Raw genomic sequence first — 15793 nt, forward strand, 5'->3', positions numbered from 1 at the left:
CTTGATGATCCAGGTTCCCAAACGAACCAGTGGGAGGAAAATGTGCATGTTTTGACGGAGTGAACAGGGAGGGTCTTCCATACCGCAGTGCACAGTGTCGCAGACCTGCGACAGCATCGCTTCACGATTGCGGGCGGCGAACCTTGATCAGTGGAGGTCGAGCTTTTTCATCTTCCTGTGCAGCGTGGCGCGGCTGATGCCGAGGGCGATCGCCGCCTGCGAGACATTGCCGCTTGCACGCGACAGCGCCCGAAGCAGGGCCGCTTTTTCCGCCTCGACCATCTCGTCCTGCTGGGCGACGCCAGCCTCGTGCAGGGCATCGGCGGCGGGAATGCCTCCGGCGATGCGCCTGTCGTCGAGCTGCAGCGCGATGCGGGCTGCGCGCGTCGCACCGAGCACCAGATCGTGCCTGTCGACGGCAAGCAGGGCGGCAGCGGAATTGGCGCCGGCCGGGACCATCAGGAAACGGGCGCCGGCAAAGGCCGAGCGGAAAAGATTGAGTTCGATTCGCATCGCCGCATCGCGCACGGTCTGCGTCAGGATCGCCAGCGTCATCTCGTTGACATCTTCGCGGCATGTGGAGATGTCGAGGGCTGCTGCCACCCGGCCGCGATGGTCGCGGATCGGCGCCGTCGTGCAGCTGAGGCTGGTGTTCGAGCTGAAAAAATGCTGATCGCGGAAAATGGCGACGGCACGCTCGTCGGCAAGGGCAGTGCCGATGCCGTTGGTGCCGATGCTGGCCTCTGTCCAGACCGAGCCGGTCCACAGACCGAGCTCGCGGAATTCCTTGTCGTCGCCGGCAGCGCCCCGGCGCTCCAGGGCGATGCCGTTCTTGTCGGTCAGAAGCAGGCAGCAGCCGGCCCTGCCAACGGTGGTAAAGAGACGATCGAGCTCTTCTGTCGCGTTGGCAATCAACTGTTCGGACTGCTCGCGCGCACGGCGAAATTCCTGGTCGGTGAGGCGCAGCGGCGCGCGTTCATCCTCGGGGGCAAGCTGGTGCATGGTCATGCATCGCCGCCATGAGGCGACAACAGGAGAACTGGCTGCCGCAGAATCGCGCTGGGCAGACGTGTAGACGTGCTCGGCATGAGCTGAGTGTTCGTGCATCGGCTCCTCCCACCGAAGTTCAGCATAGTCTGATGGAAAAGCGGCCGGTTTGCAATTGCACGTGTCGACGGCCATCCTCCCCTTCGCCTCAAGCGATCAGGGCACAATGCTGAGAAGTGTCAGCGATCTTTGCACGACATCATCCGCCATTTCATTGATCTAGATCCGGTTTGAGATCATCGGCATCGACCGTGACAGCCAGGCTTCGATACCACGCGCTGCCGCCCGGCCGGTCGCCAGGCAGGCGGTGAGGAGATAACCGCCGGTCGGCGCTTCCCAGTCGAGCATTTCGCCGGCGACGAAGGTGCCCGGCAGTGCCTTCAACATGTAGTTTTCGTCGATGCTGCTCCAGCGGATGCCGCCGGCCGAGGAGATCGCCTCGGCGATCGGCCGGGTTTCGATCACTGGCACCGCCAGGGCCTTGATTATGCCGGCGAGACGCCCCGGATCGGTGCGGTCGCGCTCGGGAGCAAGTTCGCGCAGCAGCGCCACCTTGACGCCGTCGAGGCCGGCGCCCTTACGCAGGCGGTTTGAAAAGCTCGATTTGGCGTCCTGCCGCGCAAGGTCGCGGCTCAGCCTCTCGATGGTGCGGCCGGGTGCGAGGTCGAGCGTCAGGAGGGCGCTGCCGTGGTTCAGCAGCCGGTCGCGCAATGCGGCCGTATGGGTATAGACGAGGCTGCCTTCGATGCCGCTGCCGGTGATGACGAATTCGCCGGGAAACGTGCCGGCCTCGGACGTGGCGGTGACTGATTTTACCGGCTGGCCGGCAAAACGCTCGCTGAAGTTCCCGCTCCATCCGACGACGAAGCCGCAATTGGCGGGTTGAAAAGCATCAATTTCCACACCCCTGCCGGCCAGCCGGGGCACCCAGGCAGCATCGGAGCCGAGGCGCGGCCAGCTTGCGCCGCCGAGCGCGAGCAGGGCCGCGTCGCAATAGAAGATGCTGCGCCCTTCGGGCGTTTCGAAAACATAACCGTCTTCGGCAAAACCGGTCCAGCGGTGGCGGGTGCGCAGCGTGGCGCCCTGTGCCTCCAGCTGCCTGAGCCAGGCGCGCAGCAAAGGCGAGGCCTTCATCTCCTTCGGGAAAACCCGCCCGGACGAGCCGACGAAGGTTTCAGTGCCGAGCCCTGCTGCCCAATCCCTGATATCATCGGGGGTAAAGGCATCAAGAGCGGGGCGCAGACGGGCAGAAGCCGCGCCGAAGCGAGTGGCGAAACGGGCATAATCTTCGGAATGGGTGATGTTGAGACCGGACTTGCCGGCCAGCAGAAACTTGCGGGCAAAGGTCGGCATGGCGTCGTAGACCGTTACCGCGTGACCGGAACGGGAAAGCAGTTCGGCAGCCGCGAGACCCGCCGGGCCGCCGCCGATGATCGCAATCCGCTTCTGGTTCATTGATGTCTTCGCCCGATTCTCTCTGTATGCAGTTTTGGCGCGGGCGCGGACCGCCTGCAAGGGCAGAGATCAGTGGTGCGGATGCGTGCACTGGCCGTGGTCGGCGAGCACCTCGATGACGCGGCATTGGTCGACGCGGCCGTGGCCGCAGCCTTCCACCATGGTTTCCAGCTCGGCCTTCAGCGCCATCAGGCTGCGGATGCGCTGCTCGACCTCGATCAGGCGGGCCTTGGCGATGGCGTCGGCCGAGGCGCAGGACTGGTGCGGATCGTCCTGCAGGGTGAGCAGCGTGCGGATCGCGTCGATCTCGAAACCGAGTTCGCGGGCGTGGCGGATGAAGGCGAGACGGCTGATATCGGCAGGCTCGAAGGAGCGCTGGTTGCCCTCGCTACGGCTCGGGGCCGCGAGCAGGCCGATGCTTTCATAATAACGCACCGTCGGCACCTTGACGCCGCTCTGGCGGGCAGCTTCACCAATGGTGATCTTTTTCATGATTTTCCTCTTGCACCTCTAGTCGCTAGAGGATGTAGGAGGGATGCTTCTATTTGACAAGGAAGCGGATCATGGCTGAGAGCGAGACACGATACCGGGTTGGCGGCATGGATTGCGCCTCCTGCGCAACCAAGATCGATACGGCGGTCAGACGCTTGACGGGTGTCGCCGATGTTTCCGTTTCGGTGATGGCGGGCACGATGACCGTCCGCCACGATGGCAGCAGCGATCTCAAGGCGATCGAGAAGAAGGTGACCGGGCTCGGCTATTCCGTCGCGCCGTTTGCCGGAACCGCTGCGCCTGCGCATACCCAGGGCGCGCAGCATCGTCACGACCATGGACATGATCACCGCGATCACGCGGGCCATGACCACGATCATCCTCACGATCATGGCGAGAAGGAAATCGAGGGGCTGCACGGGCACGACCATGCGCCGATGGCCGGTCCCTGGTGGCAGAGCAGGAAGGGCCGGCTGACCATCCTTTCGGGTGCAGCACTCGTTGCCGCCTATACCGTCGGCCATCTCGTGCCGGCGATCGCGTCCTATGCCTTCACCGTCGCCATGCTGATCGGGCTGGTGCCGATCGCGCGGCGCGCCATCATGGCCGCCTTCTCAGGAACACCGTTTTCGATCGAGATGCTGATGACGATCGCCGCCGTCGGCGCCGTCATCATCAATGCCGGCGAAGAGGCGGCAACCGTCGTGTTCCTGTTCCTCGTCGGCGAGTTGCTGGAGGGGGTGGCGGCGGGCAAGGCGCGCGAAAGTATCCAGTCGCTGACGGGTCTGGTGCCGAAGAATGCGCTGCTCGAAAACAATGGCCAGACGCGGGAAGTGCCGGCAGAAAGCCTTGCTGTCGGCGCCATCATCATGGTTCGCCCTGGCGACCGTATCTCGGCGGACGGCATCATCATCTCAGGCGAGAGTGCGATCGACGAGGCGCCGGTGACGGGCGAGAGCACGCCGGTGCGCAAGGGCGTCGATGCCGTCGTTTTTGCCGGTACGGTGAATGGCGATGCGGTGCTCAGGGTTCGCGTCACGGCCGCCGCGGCCGACAATACCATCGCCCGCGTCGTCAAGCTGGTGGAGGAGGCACAGGAATCGAAGGCGCCGACCGAACGCTTCATCGATCGGTTTTCGCGCTATTACACGCCCGGCGTGCTCGTGGTCGCAGCACTCGTCGCGGTCGTTCCGCCGCTGCTGTTCGCTGGGCCGTGGGGCGAATGGGTCTATAAGGGCCTTGCCATCCTTTTGATCGGCTGCCCCTGTGCGCTCGTCATCTCGACGCCGGCGGCGATCGCCGCCTCGCTTTCGGCAGGTGCACGGCGCGGGCTGTTGATGAAGGGCGGCGCGGTGCTGGAAACGCTCGGCAAGGTGACGATGGTCGCCTTCGACAAAACAGGCACGCTGACTGAAGGCAAGCCTCAGGTGACTGACATCATTTCCTTTGGCCCGAGCGAGGCGCAGGTGCTGTCGCGCGCGGCGGTGTTGGAGCAGGGTTCCAGCCACCCGCTGGCACTGGCGATCCGCAATCGCGCCAAGGCGGACGGCGTTCCCGTGCCGCCGGCCTTCGAGCTGGAAGCGCTGCCGGGTAAGGGTGTCAGCGGCAAGGTTGGTGGCGAGACGTTGGATCTGCTATCGCCGCCTGCCGCCCGCGAGCGCGGGACGCTCAGCGCGGAACAGGATGCATGCATCACGGCGCTGAACGACGAGGGAAAGAGCGTGTCGGTGCTGCTCGTCAACGGTGTTGCGGCCGGCCTGATCGCCATGCGCGACGAGCCGCGCGAGGATGCCGAGGCCGGGCTCGCTGCCCTCAAATCAGCCGGCGTCAAGGCGATGATGCTGACCGGCGACAACAAGCGGACGGCAGCAGCCGTTGCCGGCATGCTCGGCATCGACTGGCGCGGCGAGATGATGCCTGAGGACAAGCAGCGGGTCGTCGGCGAATTGAAGCGCCAGGGCTTCGTCGTCGCCAAGGTCGGCGACGGCATCAACGATGCTCCGGCACTGGCCGCGGCCGATATCGGCATCGCCATGGGCGGCGGCACCGACGTGGCGCTGGAGACGGCGGATGCGGCCGTGTTGCACGGACGCGTCGGCGATGTGGCGCGAATGATCGAACTTTCCAAACGCACGATGCGCAACATCCTGCAGAATATCACCATCGCACTCGGGCTTAAGGCGGTGTTCCTGGTGACGACGATCGCCGGCATCACCGGTCTCTGGCCGGCGATCCTCGCCGATACCGGCGCCACCGTGCTGGTGACGATCAATGCGCTGCGGCTGCTTCGGATAAAGATATAACATTTCTGACTTCCTCCCTCCGGCGTTCGTCACCGGGGGGATGTCCTATCGACGATTCGGGCCCAATCTTGAATCGAAAATCGCGGGACCGGCCATAGGGTCGGCTCTCTTCATCGGGGCTTTCTCCACAGCCTGCTTTCCTTAAGCTTTCGTTATCCGTGTTTTTCACAGGAACGTAGCGATTTCAAATCTGTCGTAACGCAATGCACAAACCATCCGTTGACGCGAATTTGGATTGGCGTACTATATCTAGTGTTCGAGGTTCCATCGATTCGTAGGGATCGATGGCTAAGACGGGAATTCGGTGCGTTTCGCCATCATGGCGCGGCAATGCCGGAGCTGCCCCCGCAACTGTAAGCGGCGAGCAACTGTCCGATTTCAGGTCACTGGAGCATGATGCTCCGGGAAGGCTGGGACAGGGTGCTTTGACCCGTGAGCCAGGAGACCTGCCTCGAACGAAACGTCCACGGGCGGGGTGTCCGGAAGGTCGCGTTGCATGGCTGCGGGGAATCTCCGCATCGCGTTTCGCAGGCCCGAACCTTCGCCCCCGAAACCTTCGTATTGAGCCACTTCGGGGTGAAGTCATGTCAGTATCTCAGTTCAGGCCGCCACCCGCTAGAGGTAGAGGGCGGAGTACGCCCAGCGGCTAAATAGCCGCATAGCTCAAATCACCGAGATTTTTCGACGGATATCGACAGATTTCCGATCAATGTCCTGCGTCCCAATCGCGTCGTCACGAGGAATATTATGACCATCACCGTCTACAGCAAGCCTGCCTGCGTCCAGTGCACTGCCACCTACCGCGCTCTGGACCGCCTGGGTGTCGACTATGACATCGTCGATATTTCGCAGGATGCCGAAGCGCTCGATCGCGTCCGCAGCCTCGGCTACATGCAGGCGCCTGTCGTCATCGCCGGCGAGCAGCATTGGGCCGGCTTCCGTCCCGACATGATCAGCGCACTTTCCTGAGCTGAGGACAGACGATGGGGCTGATCGTCTATTATTCCAGCCGATCCGAGAATACCCATCGGTTCGTCGCCAAGCTCGGACTGCGCGCGGCGCGCATTCCGCCAATTGGCGCAGACGCGTTCCAAATTCGCGAACCCTTCGTGCTTGTTGTGCCGACCTATAGCGGCGACGGCGGCAAGGGTGCCGTTCCCAAGCAGGTGATCCGTTTCCTCAACGATGCGGAAAACCGAGGACACATCCGCGGCGTGATCGCTGCGGGCAACAGCAATTTCGGCGAGACCTATGGGCTCGCCGGCGACGTGGTCTCGCAGAAATGCCAGGTGCCTTACCTCTACAGGTTCGAGCTCATGGGCACCGAAGACGATGTCGCCAAGGTCAAACACGGAATGGAACGATTTTGGACACGGGAACAAATCTGACGCGGGATGCGGGCGCAAAACCGCATCACACATTGGCTCATCCCGCCGGCGAACGCCCTTTGAAAGTGGCGGAAGCGCTCGACTACCACGCGCTGAATGCGATGCTGAACCTCTATGACGACGAGGGGCGGATCCAGCTCGACAAGGATCGAATGGCTGCCAAGCAATATTTCCTGCAGCATGTGAACCAGAACACGGTGTTCTTTCACAATCTCCGCGAAAAGCTCGATTACCTCGTGACCGAGGGCTATTACGAGCAGGAGGTTCTCGACCAGTATTCCTTCAATTTCGTGCGGGATCTGTTCGACCAGGCCTATGCCAAGAAGTTCCGTTTCCCGACCTTCCTCGGCGCCTTCAAATACTACACCAGCTATACGCTGAAGACCTTCGACGGAAAGCGCTATCTCGAGCGCTATGAGGACCGCATCTGCATGGTGGCGCTGGCGCTTGCGCGCGGCGACGAGGCCCTTGCCCGCGACATGGTCGACGAGATCATTTCCGGCCGCTTCCAGCCGGCGACGCCGACCTTCCTCAATGCCGGCAAGAAGCAGCGCGGCGAACTGGTTTCCTGCTTCCTGCTACGCGTCGAGGACAATATGGAATCGATCGGCCGGTCGATCAATTCGGCATTGCAATTGTCAAAGCGCGGCGGCGGCGTGGCGCTGTCGCTGACGAATATTCGCGAGGCGGGCGCGCCGATCAAGCATATCGAGAACCAGTCTTCGGGCATTATCCCTGTCATGAAGCTGCTCGAAGACAGCTTCTCCTACGCCAACCAGCTCGGCGCGCGGCAGGGGGCGGGTGCCGTCTATCTCAACGCCCACCACCCCGACATCATGCGCTTCCTCGACACCAAGCGCGAAAATGCCGACGAGAAGATCCGCATCAAGACGCTGTCGCTCGGCGTCGTCGTGCCCGATATCACCTTTGAGCTCGCCAAGAACAACGAGGATATGTACCTGTTCTCGCCCTGTGACGTGGAGCGCGTCTATGGCGTGCCGTTCACTGAGATTTCGGTGACGGAAAAGTACCGCGAGATGGCTGATGACGCCCGCATCTCCAAGAAGAAGATCAAGGCGCGCGAATTCTTCCAGGTGCTTGCCGAAATCCAGTTCGAGAGCGGCTACCCCTACATTATGTTCGAGGACACGGTGAACCGGGCGAACCCGATCGCCGGGCGCATCTCGATGAGCAATCTCTGCTCGGAGATCCTGCAGGTGAGCGAGGCGAGCGAATATCATGACGACCTTTCCTACAAACATCTCGGCAAGGACATTTCTTGCAATCTCGGCTCGCTGAATATCGCGGCGGCAATGGATTCGGCTGATTTCGGCAAGACGATCGAGACCTCGATCCGGGCGCTGACGGCCGTTTCCGACATGAGCCACATTTCCTCGGTTCCCTCGATCGAGAAGGGCAATGACGAGAGCCATGCGATCGGCCTCGGTCAGATGAACCTGCACGGTTACCTCGCCCGCGAACGCATCTTCTACGGCTCCGACGAAGGCGTCGATTTCACCAATATCTATTTCTATACGGTGACCTATCACGCGATCCGCGCCTCGAATCTTTTGGCGGTCGAACGGGGCCAGATTTTCAAGGGCTTCGAGAACTCGAAATATGCCTCCGGCGACTATTTCGACAAATATACCGACCGGCTCTGGGAGCCGGCGACGGAGAGGGTGAAGGCGCTGTTCGAGACGGCGGGGATCCACATTCCGACGCAGGAAGACTGGGCCGCGCTGAAGAAGGCGGTGATGGCCTCCGGCCTCTATAACCAGAACCTGCAGGCAGTGCCGCCGACGGGCTCGATCTCCTACATCAACCACTCGACCTCCTCGATCCATCCGATCGTCTCGAAGATCGAGATCCGCAAGGAAGGCAAGATCGGCCGCGTCTATTATCCGGCGCCGTTCATGACCAACGACAATCTCGACTATTATCAGGATGCCTACGAGATCGGGCCGGAGAAGATCATCGACACCTATGCGGCGGCGACCCAGCATGTCGACCAGGGCCTGTCGCTGACCTTGTTCTTCCGCGACACGGCAACGACGCGCGACATCAACAAGTCGCAGATCCATGCCTGGAAGAAGGGCATCAAGACGATCTACTACATCCGCCTTCGCCAGATGGCGCTGTCCGGCACCGAGGTGCAGGGCTGCGTGTCTTGTACGCTGTGAGTTGATTTCGGCCGCGAGCCAGAAGCCCCCTCACCCTAACCCTCTCCCCGCTGGGGAGAGGGGGATTTGGTTGCGGATGACGCTGCCACAAGTCTCTTCTCCCCAGCGGGGAGAAGGTGCCGGCAGGCGGATGAGGGGGCGCCCAGACATATTCCTCAAGAGGGACCACCTAATGAACATGCAAATCAAACCCGCCTCGCGCGTGCGCGCCGTCAACTGGAACCGCATCGAGGACGATAAGGATCTCGAGGTCTGGAACCGGCTCACCGGCAATTTCTGGCTGCCGGAAAAGGTGCCGCTTTCCAACGACATTCCCTCCTGGGCGACGCTGACGCCGGCCGAACAGCAGCTGACCATCCGCGTCTTCACCGGATTGACGCTGCTCGACACGATCCAGAACGGCGTCGGTTCCATCCGGCTGATGGAGGATGCGGTAACGCCGCATGAGGAGGCGGTGCTTTCCAACGTCTCCTTCATGGAGGCGGTGCATGCGCGATCCTATTCCTCGATCTTCTCGACGCTGTGCTCGACGCCCGATGTCGATGATGCCTATCGCTGGTCGGAGGAGAACGAATTCCTGCAGCGGAAATCGGCGCTGATCATGGAGCAGTATCGCTCCGGCGATGCGCTGAAGAAAAAGGTTGCGAGCGTCTTCCTCGAAAGCTTCCTGTTCTATTCCGGCTTCTACCTGCCGATGTACTGGTCGAGCCGCGCCAAGCTCACCAATACAGCCGACATGATCCGGCTGATCATCCGCGACGAAGCGGTGCACGGCTATTATATCGGCTACAAGTTCCAGCGCGGGCTGGAACGGCTCGGCGACGAGCGGAAGCAGGAGATCAAGGATTTCGCCTTCGAGCTGCTGCTCGAGCTTTATGACAACGAGGCGAAATATACCGAGGCGCTCTATGACGGCGTCGGGCTGACCGAGGACGTCAAGAAATTCCTGCATTACAATGCCAACAAGGCGCTGATGAACCTCGGCTATGAGGCACTGTTCCCGGCTGAGGCCTGCAAGGTCAATCCGGCGATCCTGTCCGCGCTTTCGCCGAATGCCGACGAGAACCACGACTTCTTCTCCGGCTCCGGTTCCTCCTATGTTATCGGCAAGGCGGTGGCGACCGAGGACGAGGACTGGGATTTCTGAGGCTTGATCGCCGTCTGCCTCTTATCATTTGCTCTCTCATCGCCCACATTCAGCGGAAACTAGATTTAGTCCTCGCCGATGATGCGGCGTAGCGGGAGTTTTTGATGTCGTCTTTTTTGAACAAGGCCGGGATTGCCGTCGAAGCGGGTGAAGGTGTCTGGCCGATCCGCAGACGACGGATTCTTGACTGGCTGGTGAATGAGACGCGCGGCGAGCGGTTCATCGACAACATTTTGGTGGACATGTGCGAGAAGCTGCTGGCGGCGGGGGTGCCGGTGGCGCGGGCGACATTGCATTTCAGGACGAACCATCCACAATGGGTAGGTGCCCGCATTCTCTGGAAAGAAGGCCTCGCGGAAGCGAAGATCGACACATTTGCCTATGGTATCGAAAACACGCCGGAGTTTCTGAACAGTCCCGTCAACGCCATCCATCAGGGTTCGAAGGAGGTGCGCAAACGGCTGGAAGGCACAACCGACGGCGACGAGGGTTCATTCTATCAGGAACTGCGCGATGACGGCCTTATGGAGTATATCGCCTGGCCCCTCGAGCATACATTCGGCAAGCGGCACGTCGTGACATTTTCCACCAGCCGCCCGGGCGGTTTTACCAGCGAGCATGTCGATTTCCTGCGCGACCTGCTGCCGGCATTAACTCTCGTCAGCGAAATCAGGCTGAAGAATATCATGGCGCGCACACTGCTGCAGACCTATGTGGGACCGCATGCGAGCGAACAGATCCTGTCGGGCGTCACGACGCGCGGTAGCGGCGCGACCGTCGGTGCGGCGATCATGATCTGCGACCTGCGCGACTTTACCGCAATCTCCGATCTCTGGCCGCGCGACGATGTCATCCATCTGCTCAACGACTATTTCGACGCCATGTCGGACCCGATCGAACGGCATGGCGGAGAGATCCTGAAATTCATGGGCGACGGATTGCTGGCGATCTTCCCGTTAGCCAAGGAAACCGCCTGCCTCGATCTGCTGCAGGCGATCCGCGAAGGGCAGACATCGATGGCTGAGCTGAACGACCAGCACGTGCGCATGGGGCGCGAACCGCTGCGTTATGGCGTCGGGGTGCATGTCGGCGATGTCATGTACGGCAATATCGGCTCGCGTACGCGCCTGGATTTCACCGTAATCGGCCCGGCGGTCAACGTCGCCTCGCGGCTGGAAAGCCTGACCAAGGAGGTCAAGCGTCCGGTGCTCCTGTCACGAGCCTTCGTCGAAATGGCGGGCTGCGCGCAAGATATGGACAGTCTCGGCACCTTCCCGCTGCGTGGGCTTGGAGAGCCCGTCGATGTTTTCGCCTTTCCGGAGCGTGTTGCTGCATAATTCAGTGCAGGCGGCCTCATACTCCTCGTTTGTTTCCCCAGAGCAGCACGTGCAATTGCGGTAGTACGCGAACTTCAAACCATTGGTCGGCCGTCACCCTTTCGACAAGCCAGTGCATCCGATCCATCACGCCATCGAGATCGATGCGCGCATCGTCGTCTTCGGGCGGCGGCGGCGTATGATTGCCCGGCTGTAGGAACAAGGGAATTTGCGGATAGCGCTGACCCGCCTGCTGGGCGAATGCGTAGTCGGGTTCGTCGAAGACGACGACCTTCAATGCGACCTCCGGTCCGCCGGCGGCCAGTTGCAGGCAGTTATCCACCTGATCCCAATCCGTCAGCATTCCGCTCGATGGCGGTTTGGGGCTGATGACCAGGGTGTCGAGATCGCGAAACCAGCCCTGGGCGACGCTCCCCTGTGTCTCCAGTGCAAAGCGATATCCTTGCGTGTGGCCGAGCTCGATCAGTGGCCTTAAGGGCTGGATCGCCGGATTGCCTCCGGAAAGGGAAACCGTCAGTGGCTTGCCTCCGGAGAGTTTCATGACCTCCTGCCAGATGGTCTCGACCGACATGGGAATCCACTGATTCCGGAACGCACTGTCGACCGCGTGAAGGCTGTCGCACCAGGAACATCTGTAGTCACAGCCGCCTGTCCTCACGAACACCGTCGGCAGCCCGATCAAGGCGCCTTCACCCTGTATGGTCGGGCCAAAGATCTCGCTGACGCGAATGGTTCCGCCACTCACGGCCTGTACTCCGCCCAGGTTTTCGGCGTCTCGCTGACGCGAACGGACGATGTCTCAGGGAAGCGCTGCTTGCACCAGTCGTAGAAGTGCCTTGCCAGGAACTCGGAGGTGACTTTCGAATGACCGAAGACGTCGTTCAGGTGACGATGATCGAAAGTTTCGTCGATATAGCGCTTGAGCGGCGAGAGGTCGTGATAGTCACGAACGAAGCCGTCGTCATTCAGGCTTTCCGCAGCCAGCTCGACGACGACGATGTAGTTGTGACCGTGGAGCCGGGCACATTGATGCTCGGCAGGCAGGTGATCCAATTGATGGGAGGCGGAGAGATGAAACTCCTTGGTGATGCGGTACATCAACGCACCTCCGTGGCCGAGTATCGCGACACGGCCGCCTTCCAGAAATCCCGGTCTTCGTACTCCGTAGGATCGGGGACGTCGGCAAGATGGAACGCTTCACGGCGTTCCACGCAGGTTCCGCAGCGCCCACAGTGGAGCTCGCCGCCCTTGTAGCAGGACCAGGTTTCCGAGAACGGCGTGCCGTGTTTTTCGCCGTCAACCACGATCGCCGCTTTGGAAACATCGACGTAGGGGGCAAGCAGTTTAACGCTGGCATAACCGTCCAGCGCTTCGTTCTGCATGCGCTGGAAGGCATCGATGAAGCCCGGCCGGCAGTCAGGGTAGATGAAGTGGTCGCCGCCATGCACGGCGACGGCAACGGCATCTGCTTTTTGCGCGGCAGCCAAACCGAACGCGATTGCCAGCATGATGGCATTGCGGTTGGGCACCACAGTGGCCTTCATGGTCTCCTCGGCGTAGTGGCCATCCGGAACCTCGACATTGTCGGTCAGGGCCGATCCGCTGAGATGACCGCCGATGCTGGCGATGTCGATGATATGATGAGGAACGGAAAGGCGTACGGCACAGCTGGCGGCGAAGTCGAGTTCCTTGCGATGCCGTTGGCCGTAGTCGAAGGAGACGAGACCGATAAGCTGTTTTTCCGCTGCTACCTTGTGGGCAAGCGAAACTGAGTCCAGTCCGCCAGAGCAGACGACGATGGTTTTCATATTTTGGATCCCTTGTTTTGACCGGGTGGGCTGCGACCGGATTACGCGGTGCTTCTAGGACAAATCACGCGCCATGGAAACAGTTTTAAATGTCGGCCGTCACAGCTGAGCGGCTACCCGACCGGAAGGTCGATCTGCGGCGGCAGGAGGAGCTGAAGATTCTCGGCGTCCGGATTGTTGATGCGCTGCCGCAGCATGCGGCCATCGTTCCGTTAGCAATTCTGAAATTATCATATAATTCAATTGGATGCCACAATAACCATATTTTTCTCGGGAGTCGAGAAAGGACTTGACGACCAAGGCCTTATAACGTTTTAAATTGTTAACCGCGCGGAGGAGCGCGGCCGTGTGTTGCCCACCTGCAAGGTGGGAAACATCGGGCGGCGGGAGGGTCCTGCCGCCAATTTTCAATGGGAGGAAATTCATGAACAAGTTTTTGAGCTCGGCAGCTGTTGCTGCCGTGATGATGGCTGGCCTTAATGCGGCCCAAGCCGCTGACGTCAAGGAAGTTCAGATGCTGCACTGGTGGACGTCGGGCGGCGAGGCAGCGGCACTGAACGTCTTGAAGGAGGATCTTTCCAAGGAAGGGTTTGCCTGGAAGGACGTTCCGGTTGCCGGCGGTGGCGGCGATGCGGCGATGACGGCGCTGAAGGCGATGGTTGCGGCCGGCACCTATCCGACGGCCTCGCAGATGCTGGGTTATACCGTGCTCGATTATGCCGAGGCCGGCGTCATGGGCGACCTGACGGAGACGGCGAAGAAGGAAGGCTGGGACAAGTCGGTTCCGGCAGCCCTGCAGAAGTTCTCGGTCTATGACGGCAAGTGGGTTGCCGCTCCCGTCAACGTCCACTCGGTCAACTGGCTGTGGATCAACAAGGCGGTGATGGAGAAGATCGGCGGCACTCAGCCGAAGACCTTCGACGAGCTGATCGCCCTGCTCGACAAGGCCAAGGCCGCCGGCGTCATCCCGCTGGCGCTTGGCGGTCAGAACTGGCAGGAAGCGACGATGTTCGATTCCATCGTGCTGTCGACCGGCGGTCCGGAGTTCTACAAGAAGGCCTTCAACGACCTCGACGAGGAATCGCTGAAGTCCGACACGATGAAGAAGTCGTTCGATAACCTCGCCACGATCATCAAATATGTCGACCCGAACTTCTCGGGCCGCGACTGGAATCTGGCGACCGCCATGGTCATCAAGGGTGATGCGCTGGTGCAGGTGATGGGCGACTGGGCCAAGGGCGAATTCGTCGCTGCCAAGAAGACGCCGGATACCGACTTCCTGTGCTATCGCTTCCCCGGCACCGACGGCAGCGTGGTCTACAACTCCGACATGTTCGGCATGTTCAACGTCCCTGATGACCGCAAGGCGGCCCAGGTGGCATTGGCGACCGCAACGCTGTCGAAGAGCTTCCAGTCGGCCTTCAACGTCGTCAAGGGTTCGGTGCCGGCTCGCACCGACGTTCCCGACACCGACTTCGACGCTTGCGGCAAGAAGGGCATCGCCGACCTGAAGGCAGCGAACGAAGGCGGCACGCTGTTCGGCTCGCTGGCGCAAGGCTATGGCGCTCCTCCGGCGATCGCCAATGCCTATAAGGATGTCGTCTCGAAGTTCGTACACGGCCAGATCAAGACCTCCGACGAAGCCGTCAAGCAGCTCGTCCAGGCGATCGACGACGCCCGCTGAGACCAGTGTGATGACAAATGCTTCCCCGCCTGCTTGGCGGGGAAGCTTCAGGCTCCGCGCCGATCATGCGGGATGATCATGCCCGGACAATGATGCAGAGCCGATCATGCCCGATATCATGCGGGGCCGATTGCGGGAAGGAGATGACATTCCATGAGCACCGTTGCGACCACCGATCCGGTTCTGACGCCGAGGCAATCGACGGGGATCTCGTTGAGGGGCCGGATGCAGGATGCGCTGCCGAAGATCGTCTTGGCGCCGAGCTTCGTCATCACCATCATCTTCGTCTACGGCTTCATCGTCTGGACGGCCTATCTGTCGTTTACCAATTCCAAGACCTTTCCCTCCTATGCGCTGACCGGAGCACGCGCCTATCAGCGGCTGTGGCGCTGGACCTTCGAGAGCGATCCGCCGTCGTCCTGGTATACCTCGATCACCAACATGGCGATCTTCGGCTTCCTCTATGTCGGCATCTGCCTGGCGCTCGGTCTCTTCCTCGCCATCCTGCTCGACCAGAAGATCCGCGGCGAGAGCGTGTTGCGGCCGATCTTCCTCTATCCGATGGCGCTCTCCTTCATCGTGACAGGCGTTGCCTGGAAATGGTTCCTCGATCCCGGCCTCGGGCTGGAACAGACGCTGCACCATTTTGGCTGGACGAGCTTCCACTTCGACTGGATCAAGAACAAGGACTTCGTCATCTACACCGTCGTCATTGCCGGCGTCTGGCAGGCGTCGGGCTTCGTCATGGCGATGTTCCTGGCGGGCCTGCGCGGCATCGACGGCGAGATCATGAAGGCCGCCCAGATCGATGGCGCCTCGCCCTTCCAGCTCTACCGGCGCATCGTCATTCCGCTCTTACGGCCGATCTTTCTCTCCGCCTTCATCGTGCTCGCCCATATGGCGATCAAGTCCTATGACCTGGTCGTGGCGCTGACCTCGGGCGGCCCCG

Annotated in this window: 15 protein-coding genes and 1 riboswitch; of the genes, 9 read left to right on the forward strand and 6 right to left on the reverse strand. The window is 61.1% G+C overall.

Features of this window, described 5'->3' with window-relative positions; genetic code table 11:
* Nucleotides 1-147: 147 nt before the first annotated feature.
* From HFO71_RS35055 to HFO71_RS35065, 3 genes are all read right to left on the reverse strand, one after another.
* On the reverse strand, nt 148-1107 hold the full coding sequence (locus HFO71_RS35055) for a helix-turn-helix domain-containing protein (RefSeq protein WP_077976455.1): 960 nt from the start codon (nt 1105-1107) through the stop codon (nt 148-150).
* Nucleotides 1108-1266: 159 nt separating this feature from the next.
* A complete protein-coding gene (locus HFO71_RS35060) occupies nt 1267-2502 on the reverse strand; it encodes a TIGR03862 family flavoprotein (RefSeq protein ID WP_077976446.1) in 1236 nt (411 codons plus the stop codon).
* Between the two features lie 69 nt (nt 2503-2571).
* Nucleotides 2572-2994 carry a MerR family transcriptional regulator gene (locus tag HFO71_RS35065; RefSeq protein WP_012759112.1) on the reverse strand — a complete coding sequence of 141 codons (423 nt, stop codon included), beginning with the start codon at nt 2992-2994 and terminating at the stop codon, nt 2572-2574.
* Nucleotides 2995-3065: 71 nt separating this feature from the next.
* Between HFO71_RS35065 and HFO71_RS35070 the strand changes: the two genes are divergently transcribed.
* The 6 genes from HFO71_RS35070 (at nt 3066) to HFO71_RS35095 (ending at nt 11352) form a co-directional block, all read left to right on the forward strand.
* On the forward strand, nt 3066-5297 hold the full coding sequence (locus tag HFO71_RS35070; RefSeq protein ID WP_077976447.1) for a heavy metal translocating P-type ATPase: 2232 nt from the start codon (nt 3066-3068) through the stop codon (nt 5295-5297).
* Between the two features lie 242 nt (nt 5298-5539).
* Nucleotides 5540-5765: riboswitch (cobalamin riboswitch) on the forward strand.
* A 279-nt stretch (nt 5766-6044) separates the two neighbouring features.
* Nucleotides 6045-6266, forward strand: a complete 222-nt coding sequence (nrdH, locus tag HFO71_RS35075) for a glutaredoxin-like protein NrdH (protein ID WP_018243700.1) — start codon at nt 6045-6047, stop codon at nt 6264-6266.
* A gap of 14 nt (nt 6267-6280) precedes the next feature.
* Complete coding sequence (gene nrdI, locus HFO71_RS35080) at nt 6281-6685, forward strand: class Ib ribonucleoside-diphosphate reductase assembly flavoprotein NrdI (protein WP_077976448.1); 405 nt, start codon at nt 6281-6283, stop codon at nt 6683-6685.
* Nucleotides 6664-8868: a class 1b ribonucleoside-diphosphate reductase subunit alpha gene (gene nrdE / locus HFO71_RS35085; protein ID WP_077976449.1), complete on the forward strand. Its 2205-nt coding sequence runs from the start codon at nt 6664-6666 to the stop codon at nt 8866-8868. Before nrdI ends, nrdE begins: the two co-directional genes overlap by 22 nt.
* 172 nt (nt 8869-9040) lie before the next feature.
* Nucleotides 9041-10015, forward strand: a complete 975-nt coding sequence (gene nrdF, locus HFO71_RS35090) for a class 1b ribonucleoside-diphosphate reductase subunit beta (RefSeq protein ID WP_077976450.1) — start codon at nt 9041-9043, stop codon at nt 10013-10015.
* Nucleotides 10016-10119: 104 nt separating this feature from the next.
* Nucleotides 10120-11352, forward strand: a complete 1233-nt coding sequence (locus HFO71_RS35095; protein WP_077976451.1) for an adenylate/guanylate cyclase domain-containing protein — start codon at nt 10120-10122, stop codon at nt 11350-11352.
* Nucleotides 11353-11368: 16 nt separating this feature from the next.
* Here the strand turns inward: HFO71_RS35095 and queE are convergent, their stop codons facing one another.
* Genes queE through queC form a run of 3 tightly spaced genes read right to left on the reverse strand, consistent with a single transcriptional unit; the run spans nt 11369 to nt 13160 of the window.
* On the reverse strand, nt 11369-12097 hold the full coding sequence (gene queE / locus HFO71_RS35100; RefSeq protein ID WP_077976452.1) for a 7-carboxy-7-deazaguanine synthase QueE: 729 nt from the start codon (nt 12095-12097) through the stop codon (nt 11369-11371).
* Nucleotides 12094-12450 carry a 6-carboxytetrahydropterin synthase QueD gene (gene queD / locus HFO71_RS35105; RefSeq protein ID WP_025396142.1) on the reverse strand — a complete coding sequence of 119 codons (357 nt, stop codon included), beginning with the start codon at nt 12448-12450 and terminating at the stop codon, nt 12094-12096. Before queD ends, queE begins: the two co-directional genes overlap by 4 nt.
* Nucleotides 12450-13160, reverse strand: a complete 711-nt coding sequence (gene queC, locus HFO71_RS35110) for a 7-cyano-7-deazaguanine synthase QueC (protein WP_077976453.1) — start codon at nt 13158-13160, stop codon at nt 12450-12452. The genes queD and queC overlap by 1 nt, the downstream gene beginning before the upstream one ends.
* Before the next feature lie 89 nt (nt 13161-13249).
* Between queC and HFO71_RS35115 the strand changes: the two genes are divergently transcribed.
* From HFO71_RS35115 to HFO71_RS35125, 3 genes are all read left to right on the forward strand, one after another.
* A complete protein-coding gene (locus HFO71_RS35115; protein WP_131643092.1) occupies nt 13250-13453 on the forward strand; it encodes a hypothetical protein in 204 nt (67 codons plus the stop codon).
* 131 nt (nt 13454-13584) lie between these two features.
* Nucleotides 13585-14844: an ABC transporter substrate-binding protein gene (locus tag HFO71_RS35120; protein WP_221989087.1), complete on the forward strand. Its 1260-nt coding sequence runs from the start codon at nt 13585-13587 to the stop codon at nt 14842-14844.
* 153 nt (nt 14845-14997) lie between these two features.
* Nucleotides 14998-15793 (forward strand): carbohydrate ABC transporter permease (locus HFO71_RS35125; protein WP_221989088.1); only part of this gene is annotated, 796 nt, incomplete at its 3' end.

Source organism: Rhizobium laguerreae, from assembly GCF_019778565.1.
In the GTDB taxonomy this organism is placed as follows: Bacteria; Pseudomonadota; Alphaproteobacteria; order Rhizobiales; family Rhizobiaceae; genus Rhizobium; species Rhizobium laguerreae.

Coding starts and splice junctions, on each gene's coding strand:
- HFO71_RS35095 (WP_077976451.1), top strand. CDS start 10,120: ATGTCGTCTTTTTTGAACAAGGCCGGGATTGCCGTCGAAGCGGGTGAA.
- HFO71_RS35115 (WP_131643092.1), top strand. CDS start 13,250: ATGTCGGCCGTCACAGCTGAGCGGCTACCCGACCGGAAGGTCGATCTG.
- nrdI (WP_077976448.1), top strand. CDS start 6,281: ATGGGGCTGATCGTCTATTATTCCAGCCGATCCGAGAATACCCATCGG.
- nrdF (WP_077976450.1), top strand. CDS start 9,041: ATGAACATGCAAATCAAACCCGCCTCGCGCGTGCGCGCCGTCAACTGG.
- nrdH (WP_018243700.1), top strand. CDS start 6,045: ATGACCATCACCGTCTACAGCAAGCCTGCCTGCGTCCAGTGCACTGCC.
- HFO71_RS35060 (WP_077976446.1), bottom strand. CDS start 2,502: ATGAACCAGAAGCGGATTGCGATCATCGGCGGCGGCCCGGCGGGTCTC.
- queD (WP_025396142.1), bottom strand. CDS start 12,450: ATGTACCGCATCACCAAGGAGTTTCATCTCTCCGCCTCCCATCAATTG.
- HFO71_RS35055 (WP_077976455.1), bottom strand. CDS start 1,107: ATGCACGAACACTCAGCTCATGCCGAGCACGTCTACACGTCTGCCCAG.
- HFO71_RS35070 (WP_077976447.1), top strand. CDS start 3,066: ATGGCTGAGAGCGAGACACGATACCGGGTTGGCGGCATGGATTGCGCC.
- HFO71_RS35065 (WP_012759112.1), bottom strand. CDS start 2,994: ATGAAAAAGATCACCATTGGTGAAGCTGCCCGCCAGAGCGGCGTCAAG.
- queC (WP_077976453.1), bottom strand. CDS start 13,160: ATGAAAACCATCGTCGTCTGCTCTGGCGGACTGGACTCAGTTTCGCTT.
- HFO71_RS35120 (WP_221989087.1), top strand. CDS start 13,585: ATGAACAAGTTTTTGAGCTCGGCAGCTGTTGCTGCCGTGATGATGGCT.